Source organism: Mycobacterium sp. EPa45 (assembly GCF_001021385.1).
In the GTDB taxonomy this organism is placed as follows: Bacteria; Actinomycetota; Actinomycetes; order Mycobacteriales; family Mycobacteriaceae; genus Mycobacterium.
On sequence record NZ_CP011773.1, the window covers coordinates 6,063,630 to 6,080,847 of the forward strand.

Consider the following 17,218-nt stretch of genomic DNA (forward strand, 5'->3'; position numbering starts at 1 on the left):
TCCCTAGCTCTCACCGGTAACCTTCGCTCTCCAAGCAGTGGGCCACTTCTCCACCTCCGCGGCCAGGTCCGTCGCCTCGATCGGATGGGCGTAGGAGAATCCTTGCTGCAGAACGCATCCCGCGTCCCGCAACCAGTCGGCCTGCTTCTGGTTCTCGACCCCTTCGGCGATCAAATCGACCTGCATACACGCGGCCAGTGCGATCTGGCTGCGTACCAGCCGTTGTACGCGCCGGTCGTCATGGACCTCGGCGACGAACGTGCGGTCGATCTTCAACCAGTCGACGGGGATGTGCAGCAGGTTCGTCATACTCGCATGGTCGACACCGAAATCGTCTATCGCCAAGTTGAATCCGATGCTTCGAGCGTGGCGCAGCGCCACACACGCCGGAGTTGGGTCACGATAGAACGTGCGCTCGGTGACTTCCAGGCAGATGTTCTCCGGTGAGATCCCGTTGTCTCGCTGGACACCGATCAGGTCGTCGAGGAAGCTTCCGTCGAGCACGTGGTCCGGCGAGATGTTCACGTGCAGCTTCAAGTCGTCTCTTCCCAGGGCTGCGAAGTCCTCGAAACTGCGCACCAGGATCCATCTGCTCAATGGGGCGATCTGCCCGGCACTTTCGGCCAGCGCGATGATGTCGGTTGCGGGCATCTCCTCACCACCGACCCGCCAGCGGACCAGGGCCTCGAGCCCGAAAAGCGCTCCGGTGGCTGAGTTCACGATCGGCTGATAAGCCATCCGAAACTCCGACCGGGCAATGGCATCCGCGACTTCCGATCGCAGGTCTACCCTTCCTCTGTGCCGCGACCCGATCCCATCGGTGTAGAGGACACATTCGTCGAGCCGGTTCTTCTTCGCCTCGAACATGGCGATATCGGCCTGGTTGAGCAACTCCTCGGGAGTGTGTGCGCTCGCGCCGAGACACGAGATGCCCATGCTCAGCGACGGATACAGCGTCACGTTCTTACAGTGAACCGGTTCGCCCTGGACCTGCTGCAGGATCCGGTTCCCCGCTGCGACGGCATCGTCGATCGACCGCACATCTTCGAACACGACGATGAACTCGTCCCCGCCGATGCGGCAGACCAGTGCGTCGTTGCCGGCGGCCAACCTCAGCCGCACAGCGACTTCGACGAGCAGCTCGTCACCGGTGTCATGGCCGTAGGTGTCGTTGACCGACTTGAACCTGTTGACGTCCATGTACATGAGTGCAGCCAGTTTTGTGTGGTCCGGCCGGCGGGACAGCTCCGCGAGTCGCTCGTTAAGTTGCCGACGATTGGCCAGGTCGGTCAGCGGGTCATGGCTTGCGAGGTGGCTGATCACCAGTTGGGCCTGCTTGATCTCCGTCAAGTCATGCACCACGACCGCGACGTGCAGATCGATCGAGTCACCGATCGGCGACAGTGTGATCAGGACGTCGACGGGGCGACGGAGGCCGGCGGCGAACGTCATCTCCATCGACACTTCCTGGTGCGTCGCCAGGGTGCAGTCCAATTGTTCACGCAACCTGTCTCGATGCGCGTCGACGGCGAGGTCCACGATGGATCGGCCGATCAGGCTGTCGTCGTGCCCGCTGAACAGTGCGATGGCGGCCTTGTTGCAGCTGCGGATCGCGCCCGTGGCATCAACGGCGAGGATCGCGTCAGCGGTGGCCTGCATAACGGCGGCATACTCCGCCTGAACCCGGTAGAGCGTGGCGTTGGATATCGCGAGAGCGGCTGCCACGGATGTGCCGCGGAACAGCGCGGTCTCGACTTCGGAAAAGGCGGGACCGTCGGTGCGGCCGACACAGAGAATACCGACAGGTTGTCCTCGGGCCGACAACTCCTGGATCATGACCGCCCCGCCGGGCATCGGGCTGCGCACTCCGCCGGATGCCTGCTCAACGAGCCACTGCTGCAGCAACTCCGACCTTCGACCCGCTTCGGTGTGCGAGAACGAGTCCTGCCACTGGCTGCCCGGGGCCGGCAGACGAAGCAGACATGCCGCGTCGAACAATTGGCTCATCTCGGCGACGATGGTCTTTTCCAAGGTCGGCAGGTCGATGCTGTCCTCGGCGAAGATATTGGCCAGCCGAGCCCGCCGCCGCGTAAAGGCAAGCTCTTCACGCTGGCGGCTCTCGGCGGCACGTGCGATCTGGAGTTGCTGTTCATGCAGGCGCGCCGCCTCCATGTGAAGTTTGGCAAACGATTGGTCCAGCTCCAGCAAAGCTTTCACTTTGCCGTAGAGCACCGCTGCCGAAACTGGCTTGAGCAGAAAATCCACCGCTCCCAGGTCGTAGCCGCGATCGAGATCGCCGTCGTCCGCCTGGCCGGTAAGGAAAATGATCGGCGTAGAGGCCAACTCGTCGGCCTCCCGAATAAGACGTGCGGTCTCGAATCCGCCCATCCCCGGCATGTTGATGTCGAGCACGATCACCGCAACCTTGCGCTGCAGCAGTTCGGTGAGCGCCTCCTCGCCCGAGCCTGCCTGGACAAGTTCGCAGTCCAGGGGCCTGAGCACGGTACACAGCAGCTCCCGCAGCCGGTCATCGTCGTCGACAACCAGGACCGTCTGTTTGCTCTCGGTTGTCGTGGGCTCCTGCACCACGCCATCCATCAGCACGGGATTAATGTTCCCTCCCGCGCGAGGTCTGGCACAAGCACTCGAACTTTCACTCCCCCGACTCTTTTCGTGAACAATGACCCGTTGCAATAAGTGTGCCGCTGCGCCACCCCCATAGGACGCCAATCGACAAATACAGCAAATTTCGTCGCTTAACCGTGATGTAGTCGGTGCGCCCGTCGGCATACGGTCGCTCCGAGACCGTTCGGCGTGGCGTCCCGACGTACCTTCCTCTAGGTTCGGGGCGATCGATCAAACGCGGCAGCGCAAACTCCGCCTGCAGAATATCGACCACCCCGACGCAGCGTTCGGTATCCGCGCGTGTCGGCGAGTCCAGACAGTCGTCGGATCGAGACGAATCCCACCGCGACGCGAGCGCACCTGCAGCACCGGACCTCCGACCCATCCCCAATCGCCGGGCGATCCTCTCCAATGACGCCGCCCGTCGTCAGGGTGATCTCGTGGCGACGGGTCCCTCACGCTGCGTCGACGTCCGGAGCTATGACGCTTCGGCAAACATTCCCACCGGCCGTCGCATTCCAGTGCAGATTCGCGGGTCGTGGGGTCTACTGGTGGCTATGCGGTTCGAGGGGGTCGACGAACCACTCGCAGACGACGGGCCCGAGATTCCCGTCGAACTCATTCGTACCCTCTTGGGCCTGTTGCGAAGCCGTCTCGGGCTGGAAACCGCGTGGCTGGCCTCGTTCCGCGATGGGATGCAAACGTTCGAGGTGCTCGACGGCGACACTGACGCAGTAAGTTTCACATCCGGCGACCGTGCGTCACTATTCGATTCCTATTGTGTTCGAGTCATCGACGGGCGGCTGCCCGGAATCATCCCCGATACCCGGGCCAACCAGACCACCGATGCACTTCCCGTCACTCGTGAATTCGGCCTCGGCGCCTACGTCGGCGTGCCGGTGCTCAACCGCAACGGCGCCACGATCGGAATGGTTTGTGCTGTCAGCCGTGAGGCCAAGCCGTACCTCGCCGATATCGACCTGCGCATTGTCAAGCAGATCGCCGAACTCATCGGCACACTCATCGAATCTCCGGATAGTGGCACCGATACCACCGCGGCTCAGCGGGCGGCGATCCGAAGGGTGGTGTATCAGCGCGATTTCGAGGTGGTGTTCCAGTCGGTCCACGACGTCCCGACCGGCAAGGTGGTGGGTGTCGAGGCGCTTGCCCGCTTTCCCAGAGAACCATTTCGTCCTGACGGATTCCTCGCGCAGGCAGCACTGTTGGGGCTGGGGATCGAGTTGGAGACCGCGATCGTGGCGCGGGTCATCTCAATGGTGCCGCAGCTGCCCGAGGACATCTTCATCGCAGTGAACATCTCGCCCGCGGCGGCGCTGGTCGCTCCGTGGAGTCAAATGCTGGCCGATGTCGACCCCTCGCGAATTGTGTTGGAGCTGACCGAACACGATGCCGTCCTCGACTACGGCGCGTTGGACGACGCGTTGGAGCCGTGCCGCGCACGAGGCGTCCGGGTGGCGGTCGACGACGTCGGCGCCGGCTTCTCCTCGTTCTCTCACGTCCTCGAACTGAGCCCCGAATTCGTCAAGATCGACCAGTCGATCACCCGCCACATCGACGTCGACGATGCCCGACGCAGACTGGCGCACGCCATCGCCGAGCTCGCCGGTCAGATGGGCGCGACGGTGATCGCCGAAGGTGTTGAGACACAAGGTGAACTCGATGCCATCAACGCGGTCGGCATCAGCTCGGCCCAAGGGTATTACCTCAGCCGCCCACGGCCACTCGTGCACGGGTTTCCGGCTGCTGCTGCGGCGGCGTCGAGTGATCTGCTTCCCACCGCGGTCGACCTTCTCGGCGAGCGGCGGTTCGAACTGGCGCTCGCCCATTCGCCCATCGGCATGGCTGTTGTGGGGTTGGACGGGACGTTCCTACGCACCAATCGCGCTCTGCGGACGATGCTCGGATACACCAAACGCGAGTTGGCCGAACTCACCTTTCAGGAAATAACCCACCCCGACGATCTCGAGGCCGATATCGCACTTCTCACCGAATGCCTGGAGGGACGGCGCCGCTCCTACCGCATCGACAAGCGGTACATCGCTGCCGACGGCCGTGTCGTGTGGGGCGCGTTGACCGTAGTGGTGGTGAACGCACCGCGAGATCAGCCGCGCTATTTCGTCTCGCAGATCGTGGATGTGACTGCCGACCGCATCCGTGAGGCCGCTCTGGCACGACAAGCCGCCACCGACCCGCTGACCGGGGTCGCGAACCGGTCGGCCGGTTGGAGCCGCCTGGAACAGCTCCACGTCAGCGGACGGGGTTACGGGATCCTGTTCTGCGATATCGAACGCTTCAAAGCCGTCAACGATCAGCACGGCCACCGCGCGGGTGACCAGTTGCTGGTGCAGGTCGCCGGGCGGCTGCAAGCGGCGGTCGGAGAGGACGATGTCGTCGCCCGCTGGGGCGGCGACGAATTCCTGGTGATCACCGATTCAGTCAACGACTGGGAACTCGCACGCCTGGCCGACCGGATCACCGACCAGCTGGACACGGCGCCGGTGATGCTCGGCGAGGGCAAGCAAGTTGCGGCCAGGTTGACCATCGGAATCGCCGCGCACCACACCGGTGACGGACGCTCGATCGATGCCGTCCTCGAACATGCCGACCAGGCCATGTACAACAAGCGACGCCGACGACGCCGACGGGCCGCGGGTAGTTAGACCCACCTGCCGAGCCGAACGCGGCAATGCCTACATCACGCTGCGATGCGATGGACGGTCTAGTTAGTTGGGGTAACGTTTCTGGTATATCCGCGCAGGAGGGAGTGCTCGCGTGAACCTTGGCCCCTGGGGTGATCTCACGATTCTTGCCGCCATGCTCGAGATCGTCTTCGCCGCTTGCGTATTCGTATACATCGGCCGACTGGAGCGCCGCCCGCCGCACCCGATGGGCGAGCAGGTGGGTGCCCACAAAGCAGTGCTGGCGAAGGTCCGCAAACGTGATCCGCTGACGCGAGAAGAATTCGACTACGCGAGCGAACTGGTTGCCGACGCCCGCTCGCCGCTGGCGTACGCGATTCCCGCGGCGTTGTTCACCATCGGCTTCTTCTACGTCGTCGGCTGCCTGTTCATGTTGCATCTCGACGGCGGCAACCCTTCGTTCCGGACGTTCATCGGCGGCATCCCGATGCTGACGTCGATGAACATGGCCGCTCAGTTGCGCCGGGTGGCGGGAATGAAAAACAAATTGCGCGACATCCCGGTGGTCGAGAACCAGACCACCGACCAGCTCACGTCCGTTGACCGCGACTGATTCTCGTCACTTCGGCGTTTTGGCGATCCCGTCGCCGTCCTCCCACAGCAGAAGCTGACGAACCGACTGGCGGGTTCCATACGGCTGAAGCATCCGGCTGGCGGGGCGGGGCCGCACCCTCAGTGGCCACCAGAACCAGCGACCGAGTAGTGCCGCGACCGCCGGCGTCATGAAGGACCGCACGATCAGCGTGTCGAACAGCAGGCCCAGGGCAATCGTCGTGCCGATCTGCCCGAGGATCCGTAAGTCGGCGAAGATGAACGACGCCATCGTCGCAGCGAAGACCAGACCAGCTGCCGTCACCACGGCACCTGACCCGGCCATCGCCCGGATGATGCCGGTGTTCACCCCGGCGTGGATCTCCTCTTTGAACCGGGATATCAATAGCAGGTTGTAGTCGGATCCCACCGCCAGCAACAGGATGATGGCCAGCGCCAACACAATCCAGAACAGATGAATCCCGAAGATGTCCTGCCAGATCAACACTGACAGCCCGAACGAGGCACCCAGCGACAACGCCACGGTGCCGACGATCACGAACGCCGCGACGATGCTGCGGGTGATGAACATCATCACGAGCAGGATCAGACTGAGCGCGGCGATCCCGGCGATCATGAGGTCGTACTCGGCCCCGTCCTGGATGTCCTTATAGGTGGCCGCGGTACCGGCGAGATAGACCTTCGAGCCCGCCAGCGGCGTTCCCTTGACGGCCTCCTGCGCGGCGTGCCGAATCGAGTCGATGTGCGAAATGCCCTCGGGCGTGGCCGGATCACCGTCGTGGGTGATGATCATCCGGGCGGCCTTGCCGTCGGGAGAGAGGAACAGCTTCATCCCGCGCACGAACTCCGGGTTGGTGAACGCCTCCGGCGGCAGATAGAACGAGTCGTCGGTCTTGGAGGCGTCGTATGCCTGGCCCAGTGCAGTCGAGTTCTGCAGTGCCGCTTGCGCTTGGTCGTTGATGCCCGAGGTGGTGGCGTAGTTGGTCAGCGTCAGATCGCGGTTGGTCTGCTGACTCTCGATCTGCGGGGGGATCAGCGCCAGCAGCTTCGGTTGCAGCGCATCGAGTTTGGCGATGCTCCCGGCCACATTACCCAGCTGGTCAGTCAGCGCATCAATGCCGTCGAGTGCGTCGAACAGAGATCGCAGCGCGGCACAGGCAGGAATGTCGTAACAGTGTGGCTCCCAATAGAAGTAGTTGCGCAGCGGCCGGAAGAAGTCGTCGAAGTTGGCGATCTTGTCGCGCAGGTCCTGGGCGGTGGCCACGGTGTCCTGGAAGGCCTTGGTCTGCTCGTCGGTGACCGCGCTGGACTGCTGCTGCAGCGCGTACTGCTGGCGCAGAATGTCGATCGAGTTGTTGATGACGTCGACCTGCTTGAGCAGGTCTTCTCCGCGAGCCTGTTGGAAGGGCAGATTGTTGATCTGAGAGGCACTTCCGGCGCTGATCTGGAACGGGATCGACGTGTGGTCCAGGGGCGTACCCAGCGGCCGGGTGATCGACTGCACCTGAGCGATTCCGTCGCTGTGGAACACCGCCTTGGCGACGCGCTCCAACAGGATCATGTCGGTGGAATTGCGTAAGTCGTGATCGGTCTCGATCATCAGCAGCTCGGGATTGAGCCGGGCCTGGGAGAAGTGGCGTTCGGCTGCGGTGTAGCCGACATTGGCCGGGGCACTTGCCGGCATGTACCCCCGGGCGTCGTAGCTGGTCTTGTAGGCGGGCAACGCAATCAGACCGATCAGTGCGATGGCGACCGTCACCACGAGGACAGGACCGGGCCAACGCACGATCGCAGTACCGATGCGACGCCAGCCTTGGGTGCGCATCGGGCGGGCGGGTTCGAACAGGCCGAAGTGGCGGCCGATGATCAGCAGCGCCGGCGCCAGGGTCAGCGCCGCCACCACGGCGACGAGTACGCCGATGCCGGCCGGCACGCCGAGGCTGTTGAAGTACGGCAGCCGCGCGAACGTCAGACACAGCACCGCCCCGGCGATCGTGAGGCCGGAGCCGAGGATGATGTGCGCGGTCCCGTGATACATCGAGTTGTATGCCGAGACCCGGTCCTGCCCGGCATAGCGCGCTTCGTGGAAGCGGCCGAGCAGGAAGATCGCGTAGTCGGTGCCGGCGGCGATCACCAACAGCGTCAACAGGTTTGTCGAATAGGTCGACAGTTGGATGATCCCGGCGTTCGCGAGCACGGCCACCGACCCGCGCGACGCGGTCAGCTCGATCATCACCGTGAAGATCACGAAGAACACCGTGGTGAGCCGGCGGTAGAGGAAGAACAGCATCACCGCGATCACCCCGATGGTGATCAGCGTGGTTTTCAGTGTGCCATGGCGGCCCACCTCGAACTGGTCGGTGACCAGGGGCGCCGCGCCGGTGACGTAGACCTTGAGGCCGGGCGGTGGCGGCGTGTTGTTGACGATGTTGCGCACCGAGTCGACCGACTCATTGGCCAGCGACTCGCCCTGGTTGCCGGCCAGATACAGCTGAACCAGCGCCGCCTTGCCGTCGGCGCTCTGCGAGCCGGCCGCCGTCAGCGGATCACCCCAGAAGTCCTGGATGTGCTGGACGTGCTTGGTGTCCTGCTGGAGCTTCTTGATCAGGCCGTCGTAGTAGTGGTGGGCTTCGGCGCCGAGCGGCTGGTCACCTTCCAGGACGATCATCGCCGAACTGTCGGAATCGAATTCGCCGAAGACCTTGCCGATCCGTTTCGCGGCCAGCAATGACGGCGAATCCTGCGGGCTCAGCGAGACGTTGTGCGACTCGGCAACGGTTTCGAGCTGTGGGACGAAGACGTTGGTCACCACGGCCAGGCCGAGCCAGAACAGCGCGATGAGGACCGAGAACCGCCGGATGAAATCGGGAATCCGGTGGCTCATCCCGACTTGTCCAGGCAGTAGGTGAAGGCGTTGAGCGTGTTCACCGTCCGCTCGTCTTTGACGACATCGTCGATCTTGATGCGGCAGCCGATCGAGTCGCTGTCGCCCTGGGCGGAAACGTTGACGAAGACCGCAGGCTGCGTGGTGGTCGTGTCATACGCCCACGGCAGCGTGACGGAATCGGCGCGTTGCGGCTGCGCGTTCACGTCCAGGTAGGTGATGGTCGCGACGGTGCCCGGTGGGCCGAAGACCTCCAGGACCACGTGCTTGGGGTTGAACGGGACGATGTCGTTGCCCGCCCCGCTGGGTGTGGAGGTCACATCGTGGGAGGCGAAGATGCCATGCAGCCGATACACAGCAAAGCCCGCCACTGCGACGACGACGACCGCCACCAGCAGCATCCAGCGTTGGCTGAGCCGTCGGCTGAGCGAAACCCGCTGCATCCGTGACCCTTTCATGAGCGGCGACAGGCGCGGACGGTACGGCGTTCTCTAGGACTGCTTATCAACTAGATTGACCGTACGGTACCGGACCGGACTCCACAACAGCGGAGCGGGATCAGCTAGCCGCCGCGGTACTCGGCAACTTTCTGTGCATAGTCATCGAGCAGCCGAAGTGAGTCGTCTCGTGATTTCGTCGGCAGCAGCAGGTTCGCCTGGCGGTATCCGAGCCCGTCGAGTGCCTGCCAGTAGTCGAGGTTGACCGGCGTCCCGAACGTCGTCAGAAGGACGTCGTGGTCGGCACCCGAGCGAATCTGCTCGATCCGTTGGGTCAGCCTTTCGACCGGCAGCGGGTTGGAGATCCAGCCGGCCTGGTGGCGGATGATCCGCTTGACGGTCGCGTTCGAGTCGCCACCGATCACGATCGGCGGGTGCGGTTTCTGTACCGGCTTCGGTCTGGCATAGGAAGGTTCGAACTCGACGAACTGTCCGTGATACTCGGCCGGCTCATCGGTCCACAGTGCCTTGATCGCTTCGATTCGTTCGTCCAATAGGGTGCCGCGCGTCTTCGGGTCGGTGCCGTGATCTCGCATCTCCTCGAGGTTCCAACCGGCGCCGACGCCGAACACGAACCGGCCGCCGGAGATCAGGTCAATGCTGGCCGCCTCCTTGGCCGTGGTGATCGGGTCCCGCTGGATGAGCAGGGCGATCCCGGTGATCAGCTCGATGCTCGAGGTGACCGCCGCCGCGGCGGCGAGGGTGACGAACGGGTCCAGCGTGCGGTAGTAGACCGACGGCAGATCGCCCCCCTGCGGGTACGGGGATTCGCGGCTGGCCGGGATGTGCGTGTGCTCGGCGATGGCCAACGCGTGGAAGCCCCGCTCCTCGATCGCGCGGGCCAGGGAGATCGTGTCGATGGTGTCGTCATTGACGAAGGTCGAGATGCCGAATTCCATAACGCCCACACTGCCACTGTCTCCGGCCGCGAGTGTCAGGCGAGCTCGTCGATCAGCGAGGCGATGAACGCCTGCGTCCGTTCTCGCGATGCTCGCCGTTCATCGGCGTCCCGGCCCAGCGGTACGACTCGGGCGGCGAGGTCGGTGACCCCGGCGTCGCGATAGCGCCGCAGCCGGGACACCACTGTCGCCTCGTCACCGGCCGCCATCGTGTCCCCGACGTCCTCGGCGTCGCCGTGTTCGAGCAGCCGGACGTAATTGGGTGAGAAGTCGGCGTGGCCGAGTACGTCGCTGGCATAGGTCCGGGCTTCGTCGACGTCTCTGTCAGCGCAGAGCGCCACTGGGACACCGGAGACGACTCTGGTCTTCGAGGTCCCGGCTGCGGCGGTCAGCGTTGGCACCACATAATCGCCGATCGCGCGCTCGTCGGCCATCCACAGGATGGTTCCGCCGGCGCGCTCACCGGCGATCTTCAGCATCGTCGGGCCGAGCGCCGCGAGCAGGATCGGCACCTGTTCATCGGCGACATCGATGGGGCTGTGCACGCTGAACGTGCCGTTGTCGACGTCGACGGTGCCCGGTCCCTCAAATGCCCTGCCGAGTACATCGAGGTAGTCGCGCACCAGCTTGGCGGGCCGGTCATAGTTCAAACCCAGCTGGTCGGTGATGATCCAGTGGTGCGACGGACCGAGCCCCAGCGCCAACCGGCCGGCGCAGGCGACCTGGGTGGTGAGCGCCTGCTGCGCCATGATCAGCGGGTGGCGAGTCTGGATGGGGACCACCGCGGTGCCGATCTCGATCCGCTCGGTCACCTGCCCCAGTAGCGCCACTGCCGTCAGGGCGTCGAGGTATCCGGGCACCTGTGGAATCCAGAACGAGGCGAATCCCTGGTCCTCGGCGACCTTTCCGTCGTCGAGCAGTCCCGTGAGCCGATCCTTACGCAGGCGTTCCTTGTCAGAACCCACCATCAATCCAATGCGCATCACAGTCTCCGTTCACGGCACATAGCGGTCCCACTCGTGCGGGACAAGGGTGTGAAACGGTGCGGCCAGTAGGACTTCGGTCGCTCGTTGTCGGAGCGCCGGTTGCAGTCGCTCGGCGACGGCGACCGGGTCGTCGTCGAGGAAGCAGTAGGTGAGCGACTGGCCGCTGGGCGCGTTGGCGAGCTTGGCGTCGACGTCGAGCGCTCTGGCCGTCCAGGTTCCTGCCACCCCGTCGATGTCGAGCAAATGGTCGGTAGGCCCGTCGCCGCGCTCGAGCAGCAGGTAGACGCCTTTGGCCGGCCACCAGGGCAGGACATCGGCGCCGATCTTGACTCGGTCTGCGGCCCTTCGGCTTTCGACGTCGTAGACACCGCGTTCGACCGGCGGCAGCAGTGTCAGCTTGCGGCCTGCGTCGCCGAGTGCCTGCGAGAGATCGAGGAAGCCGTCCATTCCGCTGGGCGCGGTGAAGAAGTACGTCATCACGTGGTCGATCTCGTCGTACTGGCCGGCGCTCGCCGCGCGGGCGACCCGGCAGTCCGGGGTCGACACCAACCGCAGCGAGGCGCGGACCGCCGACAACCGATGCTGCTCGGGACGGTGATCGAGGGTGTGCCAGCGCAGATACTCGGCGTCGGTGCCCTCGGGGTGGCGGCGGGCCATCGACACGAACAGTGTGGTGATGTCTCCGCTGCCGTTGACGAGAACGCCCTGCACGTAGTCGGACGGGGTTCCGGGTAGTGACATGGCGTTCCTCAAAGCTCAGGGGAGGTCAACAGTTCGGGATTGCGGGCCTCGATCATGCGTCGAAACCCTTCGCGCCAGGGCACTTTCGTCCTACCGAGCACTTCGTGCATGTAGGTGACGTCGGGCCACAGCGGGGTGTGCGCGTCGGCGGTGTAGTCGAGGACCGGCTCGACGCCGACGAGCTCGCTCATGTAGGCGCAGTAGTCCTCGACGCTGACTGTCTCGCTGCCAGCCCAGTTGACGATGATCGGCGGGGTGCCGGCGACCTCCATGGCACGGATACCGAGCTCGACGTAGTCGTCTTCGTAGATGGGGTTGTAATTGTTGGGCTTGTCGGGATGCAGCCGAATCGGCTTGCCGGCCAGCATCATCTGCAGCCGATCGGCGGGTGCACCGCCTTCGGGACCGTAGGTGGAGCAGATCCGGATGATCGTCAGCGGGATGCCGAACTGCATGGCGATCCACGTGCAGGTCTGCTCGGCGGCAATCTTCGAGAAGCTGTAGTTGGCGCGCAAGGGCACCCCGGGCGGGTCGTCTTCGCGTAGTGGTCGTCGGCCTTGGTAGGCGTAGATCGAGCCGGTCGAGCAGTACACGAACCCTTTGGCCGAGCGGCAGTGGTAGAGCAGGTCACCGGATTTCTGGGCGTTGGTGTCGACGCAACGGACCCAGTCGTCGGCGCCGGGATCGACGGCGGCGTGGAAGACGTAGGTGAAATCGTCGGGCAGGGCGGAGAAGTCGCCCCTGCTGATATCCAGCGCGATCGGGGTGATGCCGGCGGCGCGCAGCCGATCCCGGTCATGCTCGTTGCGCAACCGCGCGGCGCCCCACACCTCGTTGCGCTGCGCCAGCGCACGGGCGATCGGGAACGCGATCTTGCCGGTGGCGCCGGTGATGAGGACCTTCTCTGCGTCGAGCATCCCATCAGTCATAGCGCACCGGGCGGGGAATGTTAAGTACTTGATATGTTGGGTCGGTGCAACTGACCTTCGACCCGGATGTGGAGGCGTTCCGCGCGGAGTTCATCGAGTTCCTCGACCGGCATCTGCCGTCGGAGGCCGAGGCGGCCGAGCGGTCCCGGTCGACGTCGCACGTTCCGGCTTGGGCGCGCCGCTGGCAGCAACTGCAGTTCGACCACGGCTGGCTGCTGCCCGGTAACCCGCCGGAGTTCGGCGGCCGCAACGCCACCGTGCTGCAGCAGTTCGTGCACCGCGAAGAGTTGGCGCGGCGGCGGATCTATCACGTGTTCAACCCGCAGGGCGTCGGCATCATCGCCGCATCACTGCTGTCGTTCGGCACCGATGAACAGAAGCAGCGATGGGCCGTACCGATCTTGCGCGCGCAGATGACGGCCTCGCTGGGGATGAGCGAGCCGGGCGCCGGCTCGGACCTGGCCGGACTATCGACCCGCGCGAGTGTGGACGGTGACCATTTCACGGTCAACGGGCAGAAAGTATGGACCTCCGGCGCGCACGACGCCGACGTCATCCTGACGTTCGTACGCACCGATCCAGATGCCCCGCGGCACAAGGGAATCAGTGCGCTACTCATCCCGACCGGCACCCCGGGCGTCGTCTGCCGGCCCTTTCCGTCGGTGCATGACCGCGAAGTGCTGGACTTCAACGAGGTGTTCTTCACCGACGTGACCGTGCCTGCCGAGAATCTGCTCGGTCCGCTGCATGGCGGCTGGAAGGTGGCCAACGGCTCACTGGGCCACGAGCGCACCATGATGTGGATGGCGTTCGCCAATCGGCTGGAGCAACTGCTCGAGGACTTCGATCCGGTCGGTGAAATCAACAGGGATCGCTATGCGACTGCCGTGATGGACTACTACGCGCTGCGGTTGCTCGGGTCGGTGGCGGTCAGCCAGGCGGCTCGAGGCGAGCGGGATGTGCCGGCGGTGTCGGTGCTCAAGGTCCTGGGTTCGGAGTCCGAACAGAACGCGGCGCGTTATGCGCTCGAGGCGGCGGGGGCAGACGGGCTGGTGGACCCGGCACTGACCGCGCCGTACAACGCTTACGCCCCAGAGCTTTTCGGTGCGAGCTGGTTCGCTCGGTACATCACCACATACGCGGGCACGATTGCGGGCGGAACGTCGGAGATCCAGCGCAATATCATCGCCCAACGGGTATTGGGATTGCCTGCGCGCTGAGGAATAATTCAGCAATGAAGAAGAAGCCGCTGACGCCGCGCGACAAGCTCGTGCTCGCCGTCGTCGTGGCCATCTTCGTGGCGGTGATCGCCGGATTCGTCGCGCTGTTCGTCGATGGGTCTTCACCGGCCTTCCACCGCTGCGGGAAGGACCCGTGCCCGTTCAGCATCGGGGCACCCTAGCCCGCTAGGGCAGCTTCGCCTCCAATCCCGCAATGACGGTGTCCACGCTGAATTCGAGCTGCCGGCCGTCATCAGGTGACGCGTCGCGGGCCGCCACCACTTGGCGCAGTACCGGAAAGTCTTCTGCAGCAGCAGTATTCAGCGCAGTGGCCACCTCTGCAACGTACGGATGCTCCCGGCTTCGGGACAGGAAAACCGCTTCTCGGCCCGCGGCATGACCCAGCTCGCTGACCAGGCGAAGGATATGGCTGGCGTCCTCGACGGAGAAACCCGCGTCGATCAGGTTCTGCAGCACGCGCTCGACGGGTTCGAGTGCTCCGACGCCGCTGGCGGGTAGGCGAAAGTAGGTCACCAGCTCCCCGAGCTTGACGGTGGCATCGCGAAGAGCCGTGGCGTAGCGGCGCAGAACGTCGCGCCAGTCGCCGCCGGTGGGCATGTCGATGCGGCTCAGCTCGACAGCGAATGCGTCCACCGCAACCAGCTCACGCAGCGCTTCGCGATCGCCGACGTGGTAGTTGAGTGCCTTGGGATCCACGCCGAGGACGTCGGCGACCGCCTGCATGGTCAGCTCCTCGAGCGGCAACGTCCGGGCTGCGGACAGAATCCGATCACGGGTGATCTGCCGTGGCCGCCCGCGCTGTCGGGGCGCCGTTGATTCGTGCACGCCGTGCCTTTCCATTCCGAACAGGGTCGAAGCGTGATATTTTCCCGTTCGGGATTAATTCCAGCACTCAAGCACGCGATCAGCAATGAGGACAGCCTAGGACCGATGGCGACCACCACCAGACCGGGCATCTGCCGCATCTGCTCGGCGCACTGCGGTGTGCTGGCCACAGTCGTCGACGGCAGGCTGGCGAAAGTCACCGGTGATCCCGACAATCCCCTGTTCAAGGGCTACACCTGCGCCAAGGGCCGGGCGCTTCCCGAGATCCACAACAACCCCGACCGGCTGCTGCACAGCCAGAAGCGGAACGCCGACGGCACGTATGGACCGATCGAAGCCGGTCAGGCGATGGACGAGATAGCGACGACCCTGCAGCGGCTGATCGCAGAGTTCGGACCGCGATCGGTGGCGCTGTATTTGGGCACCAACGGCTTGCCCTATCCCGCATCGGCGCTGATGGCCAACGCCTTCATTCGCGCCATCGACTCGCCGATGTTCTTCACCGCCAACACCATCGACCAGCCCGGCAAGCAGATCGCGCTGGCGGCCCACGGTCATTGGCTGGGCGGCGACGTCAACTTTCACGAAGCCGACACCTGGCTGCTCGTCGGTACCAATCCCCTGGTGTCCAAGTCGATCGGCATTCCCGGTCAGAATCCCGGGCAGAGCCTGAAGGCGGCGATCAGCCGCGGCATGAAGCTGATCGTCATCGATCCCCGCCGGTCCCAGACCGCCGCGCGGGCGGCGATTCACATCCAGCCCCGCCCGGGCGAAGATGCGGCGATCCTGGCCGGGATCATCAAGATCGTCATCGCCGAGAAGCTCTACGACCGAGAGTTCGTCGAGGAGAACGTCGACGGCTTCGCGGCGCTCGCCGCGGCGGTCTCGGGTTTCACCCCCGCGTACGTCGCCGAGCGGGCAGATATCGACGAGCAGCAATTGGTCGATGCGGCACGGCTATTCGCAACGCACGGTGAGCGCGGTGGCATGGTCAACGCCGGCACGGGAGCGAACATGGCCATGCACGGCAATGTGGTCGAGTACCTGTGTCTTGCTCTGACATCGATCTGCGGACGGTGGCAACGCGCCGGTGAGCGAGTCACCAGACCCAATACGCTGCTGCCCGCATTCACCGCCAAGGCCCAAGCGCACCCGCCGTATGAGGGGTGGGGGTACGGCGAACGGCTGCGGGTGCGGGGGCTGACCGACGCGGTGTGCGGAATGCCGACCGCCGCCCTGGCCGACGAGATACTGCTCGACGGCGACGGACAGGTGAAGGCGCTGGTCTGCATCGGCGGCAACCCGATGGCGGCGTGGCCGGATCAGCGAAAAACGCTGCGAGCGTTGGAGAGTCTGGAGTTACTGGTCACTCTCGATACCGAGATGTCACTGACATCGCGACTGGCCGATTACGTCATCGCACCCAAGATGCAGATGGAAACGCCCGCCATGACGATGGGCAGCGAGCTGATCAAGTACTACACCAGTGGCACCGGCATTCCCGCCCCGTATGCGCAGTACGTGCCGCGACTCACCGAACCGCCACCCGGATCGGACCTGACCGAGGAGTGGCAGTTCTTCCTGGGTTTGGCGAAGCGGATGGACCTGGAGTTGTGGTTCATCAACTTCTTCGGCGGGGGCGGCGGCAGGTTCATGGAGTCGCCGCCGATCGTCTGTAACTTCGACGGCGACACGGAGATCACAACCGAAGAACTATTCGAGAAGATGTGCGAGACCTCGCGCATCCCCCTCGACGAGGTCCGCCGCCATCCCCACGGCCACATCTTCGACGTGGAGGCCGTCGTCGAGGACAAAGATCCCGACTACACCGCCAAGCTCGACGTCGGGAATGCCGTCTTGCTGGGCGAACTGGCCGAGTACTTGGCGGAGGACTTCCGGCCGAGCAGGGTCGACGCGGACTTCCCGTTCCGGCTGATTCCGCGGCGGCACAACAACTTCATGAACTCCTCGGGCACCGGCCTGGCCAAGTTGAACAAGGGCAAGGCGTACAACCCCACCTACATGCACCCGGATGCCATCGCGGCGCTGGGGCTCAGGTCGGGTGATGTGGTGACGGTGACGTCTCCGCATGACAGCATTCCCAGCGTCGTCGAGGCCGATGACAGTCTGCGTCCCGACGTCGTCGCCACCCATCACGCGTTCGGCGGGCTGCCGACCGAGGACGACGAGGTGCGCGACCGCGGAAGCACCGTCGGCCGGCTGATCCCGACCGAGCTCGACTACGACCGCATCACCGGCCTACCGCGCCAGGGCAACATCCCCGTGCGCGTCACTGCGCGATCCTAAGAAAGGTGTCGC

Annotated in this window: 13 protein-coding genes; 5 read left to right on the forward strand and 8 right to left on the reverse strand. The window is 64.5% G+C overall.

Annotated features, from left to right (window positions below):
• Positions 1 to 3 precede the first annotated feature (3 nt).
• Positions 4 to 2,790, reverse strand: coding sequence for an EAL domain-containing protein (locus tag AB431_RS28805; protein WP_235435784.1), 2,787 nt, complete (start codon positions 2,788 to 2,790; stop codon positions 4 to 6).
• 275 nt (positions 2,791 to 3,065) lie between these two features.
• Between AB431_RS28805 and AB431_RS28810 the strand changes: the two genes are divergently transcribed.
• The gene (locus AB431_RS28810) at positions 3,066 to 5,306 is read left to right on the forward strand and encodes an EAL domain-containing protein (RefSeq protein ID WP_369802953.1); all 2,241 of its coding nucleotides are present in this window, start codon (positions 3,066 to 3,068) and stop codon (positions 5,304 to 5,306) included.
• A 112-nt stretch (positions 5,307 to 5,418) separates the two neighbouring features.
• On the forward strand, positions 5,419 to 5,898 hold the full coding sequence (locus tag AB431_RS28815; protein WP_047332825.1) for a hypothetical protein: 480 nt from the start codon (positions 5,419 to 5,421) through the stop codon (positions 5,896 to 5,898).
• 6 nt (positions 5,899 to 5,904) lie between these two features.
• On the opposite strand, the gene AB431_RS28820 is transcribed toward AB431_RS28815, so the two are convergent.
• From AB431_RS28820 to AB431_RS28845, 6 genes are all read right to left on the reverse strand, one after another.
• Positions 5,905 to 8,781 carry an RND family transporter gene (locus tag AB431_RS28820; RefSeq protein WP_047332826.1) on the reverse strand — a complete coding sequence of 959 codons (2,877 nt, stop codon included), beginning with the start codon at positions 8,779 to 8,781 and terminating at the stop codon, positions 5,905 to 5,907.
• Entirely contained in the window at positions 8,778 to 9,224 is a 447-nt protein-coding gene (locus AB431_RS28825) for an MmpS family transport accessory protein (RefSeq protein ID WP_144418400.1), read from the reverse strand. Before AB431_RS28825 ends, AB431_RS28820 begins: the two co-directional genes overlap by 4 nt.
• A gap of 119 nt (positions 9,225 to 9,343) precedes the next feature.
• Positions 9,344 to 10,177, reverse strand: a complete 834-nt coding sequence (locus tag AB431_RS28830; RefSeq protein WP_047332828.1) for an LLM class F420-dependent oxidoreductase — start codon at positions 10,175 to 10,177, stop codon at positions 9,344 to 9,346.
• A 35-nt stretch (positions 10,178 to 10,212) separates the two neighbouring features.
• A complete protein-coding gene (locus AB431_RS28835; protein ID WP_047332829.1) occupies positions 10,213 to 11,160 on the reverse strand; it encodes a TIGR03564 family F420-dependent LLM class oxidoreductase in 948 nt (315 codons plus the stop codon).
• Positions 11,161 to 11,172: 12 nt separating this feature from the next.
• Positions 11,173 to 11,904, reverse strand: a complete 732-nt coding sequence (locus AB431_RS28840) for a hypothetical protein (protein WP_047332830.1) — start codon at positions 11,902 to 11,904, stop codon at positions 11,173 to 11,175.
• An 8-nt stretch (positions 11,905 to 11,912) separates the two neighbouring features.
• Complete coding sequence (locus AB431_RS28845; RefSeq protein ID WP_047332831.1) at positions 11,913 to 12,821, reverse strand: NAD(P)-dependent oxidoreductase; 909 nt, start codon at positions 12,819 to 12,821, stop codon at positions 11,913 to 11,915.
• Positions 12,822 to 12,877: 56 nt separating this feature from the next.
• On the opposite strand from AB431_RS28845, the gene AB431_RS28850 reads away from it, so the two are divergent.
• Both AB431_RS28850 and AB431_RS30910 read left to right on the forward strand, forming a co-directional pair.
• On the forward strand, positions 12,878 to 14,053 hold the full coding sequence (locus tag AB431_RS28850; protein ID WP_047332832.1) for an acyl-CoA dehydrogenase family protein: 1,176 nt from the start codon (positions 12,878 to 12,880) through the stop codon (positions 14,051 to 14,053).
• A 14-nt stretch (positions 14,054 to 14,067) separates the two neighbouring features.
• Positions 14,068 to 14,235, forward strand: a complete 168-nt coding sequence (locus AB431_RS30910; RefSeq protein WP_158423568.1) for a hypothetical protein — start codon at positions 14,068 to 14,070, stop codon at positions 14,233 to 14,235.
• Between the two features lie 4 nt (positions 14,236 to 14,239).
• On the opposite strand, the gene AB431_RS28855 is transcribed toward AB431_RS30910, so the two are convergent.
• Entirely contained in the window at positions 14,240 to 14,914 is a 675-nt protein-coding gene (locus tag AB431_RS28855) for a TetR/AcrR family transcriptional regulator C-terminal domain-containing protein (RefSeq protein ID WP_047332833.1), read from the reverse strand.
• 90 nt (positions 14,915 to 15,004) lie between these two features.
• Between AB431_RS28855 and AB431_RS28860 the strand changes: the two genes are divergently transcribed.
• Positions 15,005 to 17,206, forward strand: a complete 2,202-nt coding sequence (locus AB431_RS28860; RefSeq protein WP_047332834.1) for a molybdopterin-dependent oxidoreductase — start codon at positions 15,005 to 15,007, stop codon at positions 17,204 to 17,206.
• Positions 17,207 to 17,218 lie beyond the last annotated feature (12 nt).